Here is a 12472-nt window from a genome sequence, read left to right on the forward strand (position 1 = left end):
TTCCCGACAACGGTTGCACCGAACCTGAGCGGACCTAGCGGGCCACCGGAATATCCGACAACCGCGTGGTCCAGGCGGGACTCTTCTGGCTGCGCTTCGTGTCAAACTCACGGGCACCAAGACCCTGCGCCGCCAACCCGATTGTCCCTCGGCCGAACCGTGCGTTGATACCGTCCACGGCTACAAGCAAATCCGACGCGCGCGGGTCGGCCGCAGCAAACAGGTCGCCCTGCGATGCCGCGACCGGGCCAAGTTCCTCCAGCAATACACCGCATTTCGTATAGGCCCTGCCGGGCTCGAACAGCGCCCCTGTCATCCCCGTTGCACGCGCGACGATAATGCGCGGGTCATTGGTCGCCGGTGACAACCGCACTGATCGTGACGCGGAAGGGGAATTAGCCTTGAACCGTGAACCGTGCGCAAATGCGATCAGCCGCGTCGCAACGAGCTGCTGCGCGCGGATTTTTTCCGCTGCTCGCCATGCGTGCCGCGCTACGGCCTCTTGTAAAGATGGCAAGTCCGTGACCGGGGCACCAAAGGAGCGCGTCACCGCCGTCCCCTTCAAGGCTTCAGGCTCGGGATGGAAATCGTCGCACTCGGTCCCGTTCAGTTCCCGGACCAATCGTTCGAGAACTACGGTGCCGACATCGCGGGCAACCGACGGGGGCAGCGCGGCTAGGTCCGCCGTGGTTCTCACCCCCAGCGGACGCAGCTTGGCAGCCAGCGCGCGCCCAACGCCCCAGACATCCTCTATAGGCCACTCCCGAAACAACCGCTCCCGCAAGGCTAGGTCGTGCAGATCCACAACCCCGCCCCAAATCTTCTCTGTGGCCTTGGCGAGCGCATTGGCGACCTTGGAAAGCGTTCGCGTCGGCCCAAGGCCGATCCGCGTCGGCAGACCCACCGAACGCAATATGGCGGCGCGAAGCCGGTGCGCCGAAGCCACGTCACCAAGGCCGGAGGGCAGGGGAGGAAGCCGGAAAAAGCTCTCGTCGATCGAGTAGATCTCCAAGATGTCGCTATGCTCCGCGATGACGGCATTGAAGCGGCGATTGAGGTCGGCATAGAGTTCGTAATTGCTGCTGCGAAGCTGGATGCCGTGCCGCCTGATCATATCACGCATTTTGAACACCGGCTCACCCATCCGGACGTGCAAAGCCTTGGCTTCCTCGCTGCGCGATACGGCGCATCCGTCATTGTTCGACAGCACAATGACCGGCACGTTCCGCAATGCAGGATCGAAAAGCCGCTCCGCGCTGACATAGAAATTGGCGACATCGACAATGGCCCAGGTCATGCGTGCCTCACCGATGGAAGTCGCGGACACTGGCGCGGACCACGCCCCAAATCTCGACGGTCTCGTCGGCGATGGTCGCGGGATAGGTCATCCTGACATTGCGTGATTCCAGATAGGACACACCTTGCCGAACGGCGAGCTGGCGCACGACAAACCCGCCATCGACCACGGCAATTACGATATGGCCGTTGCCCGGCGTTACGTCGCGATCGACCACAACCACGTCATTATCATAGAGGCCGGCATCGATCATGCTCGCTCCGCTGATACGGAAAACAAAGCTGGCGGCCCGGTCGAGCCGCAGCAATTCCACCAGATTGATGGCGTCATCCGCCCAATCCTGGGCAGGGCTTGGAAAGCCGGCTCCCGCCGCGCCGATGATCCGAAGCCGAAGGCCCTGCGGAACCGCCGCGATCGGGACCGGCTGCATCGACGGCAGCAGCATAGTGATTCCCTTCTTGGCTTCCGCTTGTAAGCCCAAATAGAACGTAGAGTGAACATCAAAAGCAAGACGGTCGCCACTTTCAATCATGCCGCATATATGTTGACTCGTGAAATAGTATCATGCATATATGCAGCATGAAGGGAGGTGCAGAATGAGCGGTCCATTTGAAAACATCCCGCACGGGGTCGCGCTGGCCCGATTGCGGTCAGAACTGGGGATCACGCAAGCAGCGCTGGCCGCAGCAGCCAGCCTGGATCAGAGCCGTGTATCACGGATCGAAAAGGGGGAAGTCTCCTCGCAGAGCGAGGTGGAAAAGGTTCTGGACGCGCTGAGCGAGATGGGTTCACCCCACGCCCGCGCATACAAGGAATTTTGCTCGCGGGAGTGGGATCATATTGCCCCTCCGAGCTTCTTTAATCCCCAACGGGCCTGTCTCGAAATTGCCGATGAGGCGTTGGGCAATATCGATGACTTCCTGTCAGATGAAAGCCGTCCGTGGCCGCTGCGCCGCCAGATTGAGCGACACCGCGACACGCTCGTAAAGGGCGCCAATTATCTTCAAAAGATGACGCATAGCGTGGCTTTCATCGGCGACATCGGCGTTGGCAAATCCACCGGCTTGAGCTTTCTGTTCGATCTTCTGGTTCCACCTTCGCTGGCATCAAAGCCAATCGACCGCCCTGTGCTGGAAACTGGCGCGGGCGGGACCACGATCTGCGAGGTTCATATCAAACGTGGGCCAGAGTTCGGGATTTCCCTACTGCCTTTGCCGGAAGGGGAACTGCGCAGCCTGGTCTCGGACTTTTGCGCAGCCCGGTGGGCGGTTGTGAAAGGCGGAGTGAAAGAATCCGCCGATACGCCCAGCATCAGCCGGGAGCATGAACGCGCGATCCGCAACATGGCCGGCCTGACCCGTCGCCGCTCCACGGCAGACGGCAAGATTGTCTATCATGATCCCGTTTCCGACCTTGTGGCCGGAAGTGCGAGCGAAGACGAGTTTCGCACGCGGATTTTCGAGCTGATGAATCTCCCCGAACGGACCCGCCGCGAGCTATGGTATGATAGCGCAACCCGGCAGCACCCGATGGAATGGGTGATGAAGACCTTTCGGGAGGTCAATAATGGCCGCTTGGCGGACGTGTCCCTGCCGTCGAGCATCGACCTGATTATCCCGGAGTTCGGCCGCAGCTTCGGCGAACTGGAAATTTCAATCATTGATACCAAGGGCGTCGATGACGTGGCCGTCCGCGAGGATTTGGATCTTCGGCTGAAAGATCCTCGGACCGCCGTGGTGTTCTGCACGCGCTTCAATGATGCCCCCGGCGTCACCACGCGCGCGCTGCTGCAACATATGCAGCTCACATACTCAGAGCCGGTAAACACCGGGAAAGTCTCCCTCCTCGCCCTCCCTCGCAGTGAAGAGGCTCAAGCGATGAAGGACGATGCCGGTGAACTGGCTCTGGACGACGAGGAAGGTTACGCATTCAAGCGGATGCAGGTTGAAAACGAACTGGCCGCCGACAATCTGGCCGGCGTCCCGATGGTCTTCTTCAATGTCCAATCGGACGATCCCGACAAGGTGCGCGGATCGTTGTTCGATCAATTGAACCGAATGCGTGAGACGGTGGAACAGCGATTGTTCGACCTGTGCGCGGCAGCCGACGAGGTAATGAAAAACCACGAGGCGCAGGCTCTCACGGCAGCGATGGAGGAAGTAGCCGAGAGGCTGCACTCCTTTCTTCAGGCGCACACTGATCTCCACGCCCGCGAACGGCATGCCTATGCCGAGGCCCTGACGACGATCAACGGCGTGCGCTACGCTGCGACGCTGTGGGCCGCCACTCGTCGCAATGGCGAATATTCGGGCCTGAATGTGGTTCATAATATCGGTGTCGGCGCCGCCAAGGACGCGCGCTTGCGCAGCGAACGCTGGTTCGCGTCGCTAAACGACTACCTAGCCGTGCTTAAAGGTGATGACGGGCTGCAACTGGCGGCAAAGACGATCGACCAGATGGGGCGCAGTGCGCTGGCTTCGCGCTCCGCGTTTCTCGAAGCCGTTCAGCGCGCCGGTATGGAAGTATATCGCACACCACTCGCGCAAGCGGCGGTATGGGCGAAATGTGCAGGGCATTGGGGTGCAGGCCCTGGCTTCAAGGGCCGCGTAGTCGCCGACCTACAGGCTTGGTTCGAACAGCACGCCGATCTTAAGGAAAAATTGGAAGAAATCACCAATACGCTGTGGGATCAGCTCGTCATCGCGCCGATGCGTCGTCTTGTAATGGAGAACGCGCCAGAAGTTACTTTAGGCGGGAACGTCATTCCGTTCCCGACCAAAGCGGCCTGACGTAGAAGGGGGATAGAAAATGGCGGGTTCTACGTTTCAGACCAATCCGATCGACTTGGATGAAATTCTTGATGCTTGTCATCGGGGAAAAATCCAACTGCCCGATTTTCAGCGAAGCTGGGTATGGGATGAAGATCGGATCAAAAGCCTCATTGCATCGGTGTCGCGCGCATTTCCGGTAGGCGCGCTTATGTCGCTCGACACCGGGGGGCCGGTGAACTTCAAACCGCGTCCCGTGGAAGGTGCGCCCGCTGATGCCCGTCAGGCGATGCCTCAATCCTTGCTGCTAGACGGGCAGCAACGCATGACCTCGCTCTATCAGGTGACATTGCGAGGCAAAGTGGTGGAAACCGTGACGCCGAAAAATAAGCGCGTCAAACGATGGTTTTACATCGACATTGCCAAGGCGCTCGATCCTTCCGTGGATCGGGAGGAAGCGATCATCGGCGTGCCGGAAGACCGTATCGAGCGAGCGGCATTCGGCCGCGAAGTCATCCTCGACCTCTCCACCCCCGAAAATGAATACGCCGCCCTCATGTATCCGGTCCGCCAGGTGTTCGATTGGGATTCCTGGCAGGATGGCTTCAACGATCTATGGGCGGGAGAAGAGCATAAAGCCGTGCGCGAACAGTTCAGAACCTTCAAAAGGGAGGTTCTGGAAAATTTCAAAAAATACCGCGTGCCGGTGATCGCCCTCGACCGTGAAACATCGAAGGAGGCGGTTTGCGTCGTGTTCGAGAAGGTCAACACGGGCGGCAAGCCACTCGACGCCTTCGAGCTGGTCACCGCCATGTATGCCGCCGATGGTCATGAGCTGCGGAAAGACTGGTATGGCGACGAGAATGAAAAGGGCCGCCATCGGCGTTTCTCGGACACCCTGCGCCCCGCGGATTCTGATGCCGGCATTCTCCACGGGGTCGGCAACACCGACTTTCTCCAGGCGATCTCGCTGTTCCATACCCGCGATCGTCGCCGCGCGGCGGAACAGGAAGGCAAGAAGGGCAAGGAATTGCCCGCAGTGTCCGGCAACCGTCAGGCCCTGCTCAATCTGCCGCTGACGGCATATAAGCAATATGAAACACAGGTCGAACGCGGGTTCGTGCAGGCGGCAAAATTCCTGCACATGCTCCATATCTATCGGATCTTCGATCTGCCCTATCAGTCGCAGATTGTGCCTCTCGCGGCGATCCTTGCGGACATCGGAGATGCCTGGGAGCATGAAGCTAACCGGGCGAAGCTGGTCCAATGGTACTGGAACGGGGTGTTCGGGGAGTTGTATGGGTCGGCGGTGGAATCGCGCATCGCGCGCGATTTCATGGAAGTGCCGCAATGGCTCAACGGGGGGCAGGAGCCTTCGACAGTGAGCGAAACCATATTCCGTGCCGACCGCCTCAAGACAATGCGGATGCGACTTTCCGCCGCCTACAAGGGCGTCAACGTCCTGCTGATGAAGGAAGGAGCACAGGATTTCCGATCAGGCCAGAAGTTCGACCATACGGTCTTCTTCGGCGAAAACGTCGATATTCACCACATCTTCCCGCAGGACTGGTGCAAAGCGCGGAATATCAAACCCGTTGTATTCGACTCCATCATCAACAAGACGCCCCTGTCATATAGGACCAACCGCATTATCGGCGGTGTCGCGCCTTCGGAATATCTGGGCAAGCTGGAGAAGGGGAACAGTTCCACGCCGCCGATCGCGGCTGATACGCTCGATGGCTATCTGAGCAGCCACCTGATCGCCCCGGACCTATTGCGAGGCGACCAGTTCGAAGCCTTCATGGAGGACCGTCAAAAGCGCCTTCTTGGCCTCATTGAGCAAGCGATGGGGAAAGCAGCCTATACCGGCAATGTGCCGGAAGAAGGTGAAGACAACGAGTTGATCGATGACGCCGAGGAAACTTTCCTCCAGTCCGTGGGGTAAAATCCTGCAAAGACCGTCGCCGCGCAACCTCGGAAAGTGCGGCGCAGTCGCCCCAGGGTGTGGACACGCCCAATCACTCGACATCGAAACTGGACACCTCGAAGAACCGTCTGATTTCGGCATGATGGAGGCGTGAAGGCTCACGAGCGGCATATGAGCCTCGGTTTCGGTGAGTAATCTGCTGATTTTTGCTGGAGAGGCGGCTGCGCGGGCCGTCTTTGGCGTCACGCGGGCGCAATTCGCCCCTCGAGCCAGGCCAGGCGCTGGAAGTTATAGGCAAGGTTGGTCATGCCGATCTTGATGCGGGCACGAGCAATACCGATGGTGCGCACCACCAGACCCATGCGGTGCTTTTGCCCGGCAAAGACGTGCTCGACGGCGGAGCGGACCGCCGACCGCTTGGCATTGGCGCGTGCAATACGCTTAGGCATCGCTCGGCGGTGTGGCTTGCGCTGGTGGATGTGGCTGGTGAACATGCCCTTGGCGAGAAAGGCTTCGTTCTTCTTCGAGCGGTAGGCCGTATCGGCCCATACCCCCGCGGCCGTGTTGTCCGGACTAATCAGCGTTGGCAGCCTTGCGCCATCGTGGGCATTGGCGGCGCTGGCATCCCAGGTGCGGATCAGGCCATGCGCCCGGTCGATGCCGATATGGTTCTTGTAGCCGAACATCGGGATGGCCAGATCGACCGGCTTGAAGGCCTTGGGGTCCGCGCCTTCCTTGATCTTGGCCTTGGTGTACTTGACGCTCCAGCGGGCGTCGCGATCCTTTTGCCGGATCTTCGCAGGGTTATCCTTCCAGCGCTCGGGTATCCGGCCCTCCTTGATGGCCGCCTTCTCCTCCTCGGTGTTCCGCTGCTTGGGAGCCGGCACAACGGTCGCGTCGATGATCTGCCCGCCCATGGCAAGGTACCCTCGGTCTGTGAGAGCGGCATCGAAGCGGGCAAATAGCCTGTCGATGGCTTTGGCCTTCACCAGACGCTCCCGGAACAGCCACACTGTCGTCGCATCGGGCACGGTGCCATCCAGGCCAAGCCCCAGAAAACGCTGGAAAGAGAGGCGGTCCTTGATCTGGAACTCGGTCGCTTCGTCCGAAAGCGAGTAGAGCGCCTGGAGCACGAGGATCTTGAACATGAGGACCGGATCAAACGGCGGGCGGCCACCTTTGCCGCGAGGACTACGGCGCAGCGCCGCTACCAGCGGTCCCCGGAAAACCTCGAAGTCCACGACTGCCGCCAGACGCTCTAGCGGATCACCCGCCGCGCTCAACGCCTCATATCGGTCCGAAAGATCGAAGAAACCCGGCTGCCCTGCCATCATCGCCTCCGCTATCGCGCAAAGGCAGTGAATCACTTCAGGCCGTCAGGCGCCACGAGTTTTTCGAGGTGTCCAACTGACTGATCCTGAGCACATGACTCGGCGCCATTTAACATAAGATATATTATCAAACTTTTATCGTTTTATATCAATCATTTATCATCTGAAAGAGCAAGGGTCATTCCGGTGAATTGATATCCGCCCAATAGGTGATCTCCTCGAAAAGGTGCATGCCTTCCGGATCTTCCCATCCCTTACGCCCGTCATCCCATCGGCCGATTACGGGGCGATCTCCTTCCCAGAGCAGCATGAGGCGACGGTCTTTTCGGTCGTCGGGCATCGCGCCAATCGGGTCCCACGGGATGTATTTCGCTGTGATCACGCAAAATCTCCTCGCATGCCGGCGGCGCGCGAGTTCATTCACGCTGCGCTGCTCCAGCAACGGCATTGAAGATCGAATCGACGATGTCTAGAAATAAAGTGCCCCGACGGTTTGCAAAGCAGGGACCGCCGGGGGATACCCAGTTCATATGGCGCAAGGGTGCCTAAAAATCAAGTGAAAAGGTTCCCGTGCCAACATTCGTTCATGCCTTGTCCGCTGACCGCTTCGACACTTATCTGAAGTGGGCCGGAGCCGATCAGACGCTCGCAGAGCGCCTGTACACCTATAATGTGCAGCTTTCCGCAGCCCTCTATGGCCCTCTACACATGCTCGAGGTCGTGCTGCGTAACATGGCGGACGCGCGGCTTGCGGCCCAACATGGCGCCGCCTGGATCGACGATCCTGCGATCCTTGTGACGAACTATCAGACGGGCGCAATCGCAAAAGCACGGCAAACGCTGCAGAAAGACGGGAAGGCAGCGACCCGTCCGCAGATCGTAGCGGAGTTGAACTTCGGCTTCTGGGCGTCACTCTTCGGCCCCAAGTCACACCACCTCTGGCAAAGCCTGCGACCCATCTTTCAGGCCAAAGGCGTACAGCGCGGTGTGATCGCGCGGGACTTGCGCGACCTGCGTATATTGCGCAACCGCGTCGCCCACTATGAACCCATCATCGCGCTTCCGCTCGCGCAGCGCTATGCGAGTATCACGACCTTGACGGGTTGGCTGTCTCCAAGCGCCGCGACATGGATCGTCAAGTATTCGACATGGCCGACACTTTATCCGGCCGTACCCATCCTTGTGCCCGACCCTGCATCTGGAGATTTGCTGGTGGCGCCAGCAGCGCTACCCTTTCTCCCTGCATGACCTATCTCTCCGCGACGCCTGGATCTTGAGGACAATGTCGCCCATCCAGCCCGGCATGGCCGAGCGGGCCGCGACGAGCGCGCGCGTATCGGCATCGTCGAGGCGCGCGGCGAAGCGCCCGATCGCATCCGCGTCGATATTGCCCTTCCCCAGATGCGCGAGCGCCTGGACGATCGCATTCACAGACTCCGGCGCGTCGAGCACCGGCGCGCGGCTGTGCTTCAAGGTAACGCTGCGGCCGCCAGCCTTGGCGGTGCGGGTGCGACCGCTGGTGGCGTAGCTCGCCCGGGCGGGCACCTGTGTCGAGAGACCAAGGCTATTGGCCGCCGCCGCTCCCGACGGCGCGAGCGCATCGCCGCTCTGCGCGGAGAGCGCTTGGGCCACCTGCCCGAGATCCGGGCTCAGGGCACCAAGCTTGTCATGCTGGCGGGGATAGTCGTAGAGACCGCGGCCGATCCGGCGGATGTCACCGGCATGCGCGAGACGCGACAGCGCCATGTCGACCGAGCCGCGCGTACCGAAGTCAACGAACTGCTTGGGCGTAAACACCCAGCCACGGCCCTTGCCGCGCACACGCTTCATAATCCGATCAGCCACCGCAGACATGTCCAAGCTCCTGTCTGTTAGATAATAGGATGGTTTTTTCTAACAAGCTATGACCACAGAAAGCGCCAGTTCCCTCGACTTTCCAAGACATTCTAGCACATGGTAGTGGGAGCATCCCTTCGCAAGATCAACCGCCCCATGCGAATCAACGCTCCCGCCCACGCTCCGGCGCTGGCTGCTCGGGACCAGCTCCACCCTCCAGCTCGCGCGCCGGCTGTGTCGCTTGCCGCCCCTGCATCATCTCGCGGGCCAGGGCCAGACGTCGGGAGACCGCCGGCGGCATAGCCGCCAGGAAACCCGCAATTTCGTCGGAAAGCGCCTGGTCGTCGGCCTCGCCGGTACGTGCAAGCGCCACCGCCGCCTCCGCATAAGCACCGCGTATCTGCTTCTGGCGAACCAGCGCCATCACGTCCTGCGGCCGCCGTTCCTCATCGCGCGCGTGCGCAAAGGCCCGGGCGCGCAGCACGTTGAGTTCATCCATATTGAGCCGGCGCCCCTCCTGACCGATCCGAGCATCGAGATGCAGCGCTGCAGAGCGCACACGCTTTTGAACGTGACCGCGTGCGCGTCTGGGCGTCGCCTCAGCCGCGATGCCGCGCGCCCGTAGCTCATGCGCGAATGTCTCTCTCATATGATGGAGGTCGGCCTTGCGCGGGTTGAACCGCCTACCGTCCGCACCTTCGGTGGCCACCGTCAGATGGATATGCGGATGATCGGTATCGGTGTGGAGCGCCAGCATATAGGCGTGATTGTCCTCGAACAGGATGCGGGCGAACGCCTGGGCGGCATCCTGCAGCGTCTCGGGATCGGTCGAACCGCCGGGCATGGAAAGGACCAGCGACAGCGAGGTCGGCCGGTCGCGGCCATGCTCGTTCATCGCCTCGTCGAGCATGGCCCAGTCCTGCGCGATCTCCTTCAGCCGTTTGGGATCATCGATGATCTCGCCCTCGCTCGAGCGCACCGCAAGCTTCCCGTGCCGCGCAACATAGCCGAAATGCTCCGATAGATGATGCGCGCCATATTGCTTGCCCGAGACCTTGACCATGACCTCCGGGGCCTTGCGCACGATCCGCTCGAGCTTGGCCCGAGCCTCGGCCTGGCTCAGCGGCACGGACCGCCCCTGCCCTCCCCGGCCCGGTGCGCCGCGTCCGATGCGGACATAGGCCCCCCGCAGTGTCCGTTTACCGCCGGTGGGCGGCCGCCATGCCTCCATGAGGCTGGGCAGCGGCAGGATGCCCTCCTCCTCAAGCATCGAGGCTATCCCAATAGGCAAGATCGCCGTTGAGCGCGGTGCCGAGACCGGCAAGCGCCATCCGGATTTCCGTGCGAAAGCTTGCCACCCGCGCCGCCTCGCGCGCGACATCGAGCCCGGATTCGACCATCACCGATGCGTTGAGCGCCCGCGTCGCCTGATTGAGATTGATGCCGATCCGGTTGAGCTCGCGCCACGCCTGGGCCACTGCCGCCCGTTCTTCAAGCGGCAGCGGTGCCGCCGAATGCAGCCGGCAGCGCACCAGCCTCGTCACCCAGTCGGTTCGCTTCATACCCAAAGCATCGGCCTTGGCATCCAGCGCGGCAATTTCCGCATCGGTCAGCCGGATCTCAAACCGCCGTGTTGCTCGCTCCCGCCGACGGACTGGCCCCGACCTCTCGCCCTCCTCCGCGTCCACTGCATTCATGACGAGGCGCCGCAGCAAAACCGAGCGGCCACCGGCGCTCTCCGCCACAGCATCGAAGCGCTGGGCGATGTCATCGTCGAGACGGAAGGTGAAGACGGGCATGCATCAAAGGCTATTGTCATACATCCCCGGCGTCACGCCTATCCGGCCCTCACCTTCACTCAACTCATCTGATAGTCTGCTTGAGCAGACTTCGACCATATTTGGGAAAATGCGCCTATCATTCACGCCTGATCCACGAAGGGCGGCGCCAACGGCGCCGCCCCAGCTCGGACCTGCGCAAAAGGCCGCACCCCGAAAGGGGCACGGCCGACATACACACGAACAGGATATGCGAACGCGGAGGAAGAGGGTCAGAGCATCGCGGCGTCGGGGCGTCCCTCAGACGCGGAGCAAAGTCGTTCGGTCGCCACCTCTTGCCGAGAACCATCGCCGAAGATCACGACGACACGCGGGCCAAGGACAAGACGCGCGGGACGGCCATCAACTTCAACGGCAAGGCTGGCCTCTGGCGTTTGCTCCCCTGGTCGCGCGACTGGCTCAGTCCCTCCCCGCGGTTCCGGACGAGCGACGGTCACTGCCGCGGCCTGCATCGGCGTTGCCTCGATGCTGGGAATGTCCGCCTTACCCTTCAGCCCGGCAATGAACCGCGCGCCTTCCGCCAATGTCGCGCCGCTCTCATCCCAGGCGCCCACATAGGCCTCGACTTCCGCAGGATAATCCCTGGCTGTGCGATGCAGGTCATAGAGCAGCCGGATCGGCGCGCGCGGGAGCGCCTCCCTGAGATAGGCAGGCATGTCACCATAGGCCGCATAGAGCGAGACGAACTGCTTGGAGCGTCCCAGCGCAGCAGCGATTTCGACCTGGCTCATGCCGCCCTTGAGCATACGGGCAATCGCATGAGCGAGCTCGACCGAAGACAGGTTCGCACGCTGATCGTTTTCAACGATCTGATCGGCCAGCAGATGGGTTCCCTCGCCCTCGGCCACGATAATCGCCGGGATCGTCACCCGGCCCGCGAGCTCGGAGGCACGAAAGCGCCGCTCGCCCAACCGGATGCGATACAGGCCAGCGGCGTCGGCGGGAGCAACCGTGATCGGCTGCAAGACCCCGCGGGCCGCTATGGACGCCGCAAGCTCGGCCAGGGCGTCGTCGTCGAAACTGCGCCGGGGATTGCCGGGGTCGGGGATGACCCGCTCCAAAGGAATATCCTCGACCCGGCGCGCCATTTCATGCGCGCCGACCAACAGGCCAAACTCCTCGATGCGTTCATCGAACTTACCCATCAGGCGGCGGCCGCTGGCGCTGAACCCAGTCGCCGTTCGATCTCGGCGAGGATCGGCCGAATTTCCTCGGCCGCCGCCTTGGCGCCGCCACCCCCTTCCATCCAGACCGGTCGATGATTTTCCGCGGCATGCTTATAGGTCGGTCGCGCCTTGATGAAGGCAGGGAACATCAGCCGCTCGCCCACCGCGTGGGCGAGCTTGACGGCATTGTCTATTTCGCGCCGGTCGAACGGGTTGACCATTGATGGCAGCAATCCGAGGAAATCGATCTTGCGCCCTGCCCCCGCCGCCTCGGCCTTGCGCAGCGCGGTCATCCTTTGCGCGCAGTCT

The 12472-nt window shown here is 61.5% G+C and carries 11 protein-coding genes and 1 pseudogene; 3 read left to right on the forward strand and 9 right to left on the reverse strand.

The window, feature by feature from the left end; genetic code table 11:
* Positions 1 to 34: 34 nt before the first annotated feature.
* On the reverse strand, positions 35 to 1297 hold the full coding sequence (locus G432_RS20360; protein ID WP_015449358.1) for a Y-family DNA polymerase: 1263 nt from the start codon (positions 1295 to 1297) through the stop codon (positions 35 to 37).
* A 7-nt stretch (positions 1298 to 1304) separates the two neighbouring features.
* Positions 1305 to 1742, reverse strand: a complete 438-nt coding sequence (locus tag G432_RS20365; RefSeq protein ID WP_015449359.1) for a LexA family protein — start codon at positions 1740 to 1742, stop codon at positions 1305 to 1307.
* Positions 1743 to 1893: 151 nt separating this feature from the next.
* Here G432_RS20365 and G432_RS20370 point away from each other — a divergent pair, with 151 nt between their 5' ends.
* A complete protein-coding gene (locus G432_RS20370) occupies positions 1894 to 4086 on the forward strand; it encodes a helix-turn-helix domain-containing protein (protein ID WP_015449360.1) in 2193 nt (730 codons plus the stop codon).
* 19 nt (positions 4087 to 4105) lie between these two features.
* On the forward strand, positions 4106 to 6010 hold the full coding sequence (locus G432_RS20375; RefSeq protein WP_015449361.1) for a GmrSD restriction endonuclease domain-containing protein: 1905 nt from the start codon (positions 4106 to 4108) through the stop codon (positions 6008 to 6010).
* Positions 6011 to 6234: 224 nt separating this feature from the next.
* On the opposite strand, the gene G432_RS20380 is transcribed toward G432_RS20375, so the two are convergent.
* Both G432_RS20380 and G432_RS20385 read right to left on the reverse strand, forming a co-directional pair.
* Entirely contained in the window at positions 6235 to 7323 is a 1089-nt protein-coding gene (locus tag G432_RS20380) for an IS5 family transposase (protein WP_015449243.1), read from the reverse strand.
* A 178-nt stretch (positions 7324 to 7501) separates the two neighbouring features.
* A complete protein-coding gene (locus tag G432_RS20385; protein WP_236626936.1) occupies positions 7502 to 7771 on the reverse strand; it encodes a hypothetical protein in 270 nt (89 codons plus the stop codon).
* Positions 7772 to 7893: 122 nt separating this feature from the next.
* On the opposite strand from G432_RS20385, the gene G432_RS20390 reads away from it, so the two are divergent.
* Positions 7894 to 8571, forward strand: coding sequence for a hypothetical protein (locus G432_RS20390; RefSeq protein WP_015449362.1), 678 nt, complete (start codon positions 7894 to 7896; stop codon positions 8569 to 8571).
* Here the strand turns inward: G432_RS20390 and G432_RS20395 are convergent.
* The 5 genes and pseudogenes from G432_RS20395 to G432_RS20415 form a co-directional block, all read right to left on the reverse strand.
* Positions 8551 to 9177, reverse strand: coding sequence for a DUF6088 family protein (locus G432_RS20395; protein WP_041865604.1), 627 nt, complete (start codon positions 9175 to 9177; stop codon positions 8551 to 8553). The two genes, G432_RS20390 and G432_RS20395, sit on opposite strands and share 21 nt — an antisense overlap.
* Before the next feature lie 145 nt (positions 9178 to 9322).
* Entirely contained in the window at positions 9323 to 10429 is a 1107-nt protein-coding gene (locus tag G432_RS20400) for a relaxase/mobilization nuclease domain-containing protein (RefSeq protein ID WP_015449364.1), read from the reverse strand.
* A complete protein-coding gene (locus G432_RS20405; protein ID WP_015449365.1) occupies positions 10422 to 10958 on the reverse strand; it encodes a plasmid mobilization protein in 537 nt (178 codons plus the stop codon). Before G432_RS20405 ends, G432_RS20400 begins: the two co-directional genes overlap by 8 nt.
* A gap of 251 nt (positions 10959 to 11209) precedes the next feature.
* Positions 11210 to 12142 carry a ParB/RepB/Spo0J family partition protein gene (locus tag G432_RS20410; RefSeq protein WP_015449366.1) on the reverse strand — a complete coding sequence of 311 codons (933 nt, stop codon included), beginning with the start codon at positions 12140 to 12142 and terminating at the stop codon, positions 11210 to 11212.
* A pseudogene (locus G432_RS20415) lies at positions 12142 to 12468 on the reverse strand (ParA family protein); the annotation flags it as partial. The pseudogene G432_RS20415 and the gene G432_RS20410, both read right to left, overlap by 1 nt.
* Positions 12469 to 12472: the final 4 nt, after the last annotated feature.

This window comes from Sphingomonas sp. MM-1 (assembly GCF_000347675.2).
GTDB lineage: Bacteria > Pseudomonadota > Alphaproteobacteria > Sphingomonadales > Sphingomonadaceae > Sphingomonas_E > Sphingomonas_E fennica.

Coding starts and splice junctions, on each gene's coding strand:
- G432_RS20360 (WP_015449358.1), bottom strand. CDS start 1,297: ATGACCTGGGCCATTGTCGATGTCGCCAATTTCTATGTCAGCGCGGAG.
- G432_RS20365 (WP_015449359.1), bottom strand. CDS start 1,742: ATGCTGCTGCCGTCGATGCAGCCGGTCCCGATCGCGGCGGTTCCGCAG.
- G432_RS20370 (WP_015449360.1), top strand. CDS start 1,894: ATGAGCGGTCCATTTGAAAACATCCCGCACGGGGTCGCGCTGGCCCGA.
- G432_RS20375 (WP_015449361.1), top strand. CDS start 4,106: ATGGCGGGTTCTACGTTTCAGACCAATCCGATCGACTTGGATGAAATT.
- G432_RS20380 (WP_015449243.1), bottom strand. CDS start 7,323: ATGGCAGGGCAGCCGGGTTTCTTCGATCTTTCGGACCGATATGAGGCG.
- G432_RS20385 (WP_236626936.1), bottom strand. CDS start 7,771: ATGCCGTTGCTGGAGCAGCGCAGCGTGAATGAACTCGCGCGCCGCCGG.
- G432_RS20395 (WP_041865604.1), bottom strand. CDS start 9,177: ATGTCTGCGGTGGCTGATCGGATTATGAAGCGTGTGCGCGGCAAGGGC.
- G432_RS20400 (WP_015449364.1), bottom strand. CDS start 10,429: ATGCTTGAGGAGGAGGGCATCCTGCCGCTGCCCAGCCTCATGGAGGCA.
- G432_RS20405 (WP_015449365.1), bottom strand. CDS start 10,958: ATGCCCGTCTTCACCTTCCGTCTCGACGATGACATCGCCCAGCGCTTC.
- G432_RS20410 (WP_015449366.1), bottom strand. CDS start 12,142: ATGGGTAAGTTCGATGAACGCATCGAGGAGTTTGGCCTGTTGGTCGGC.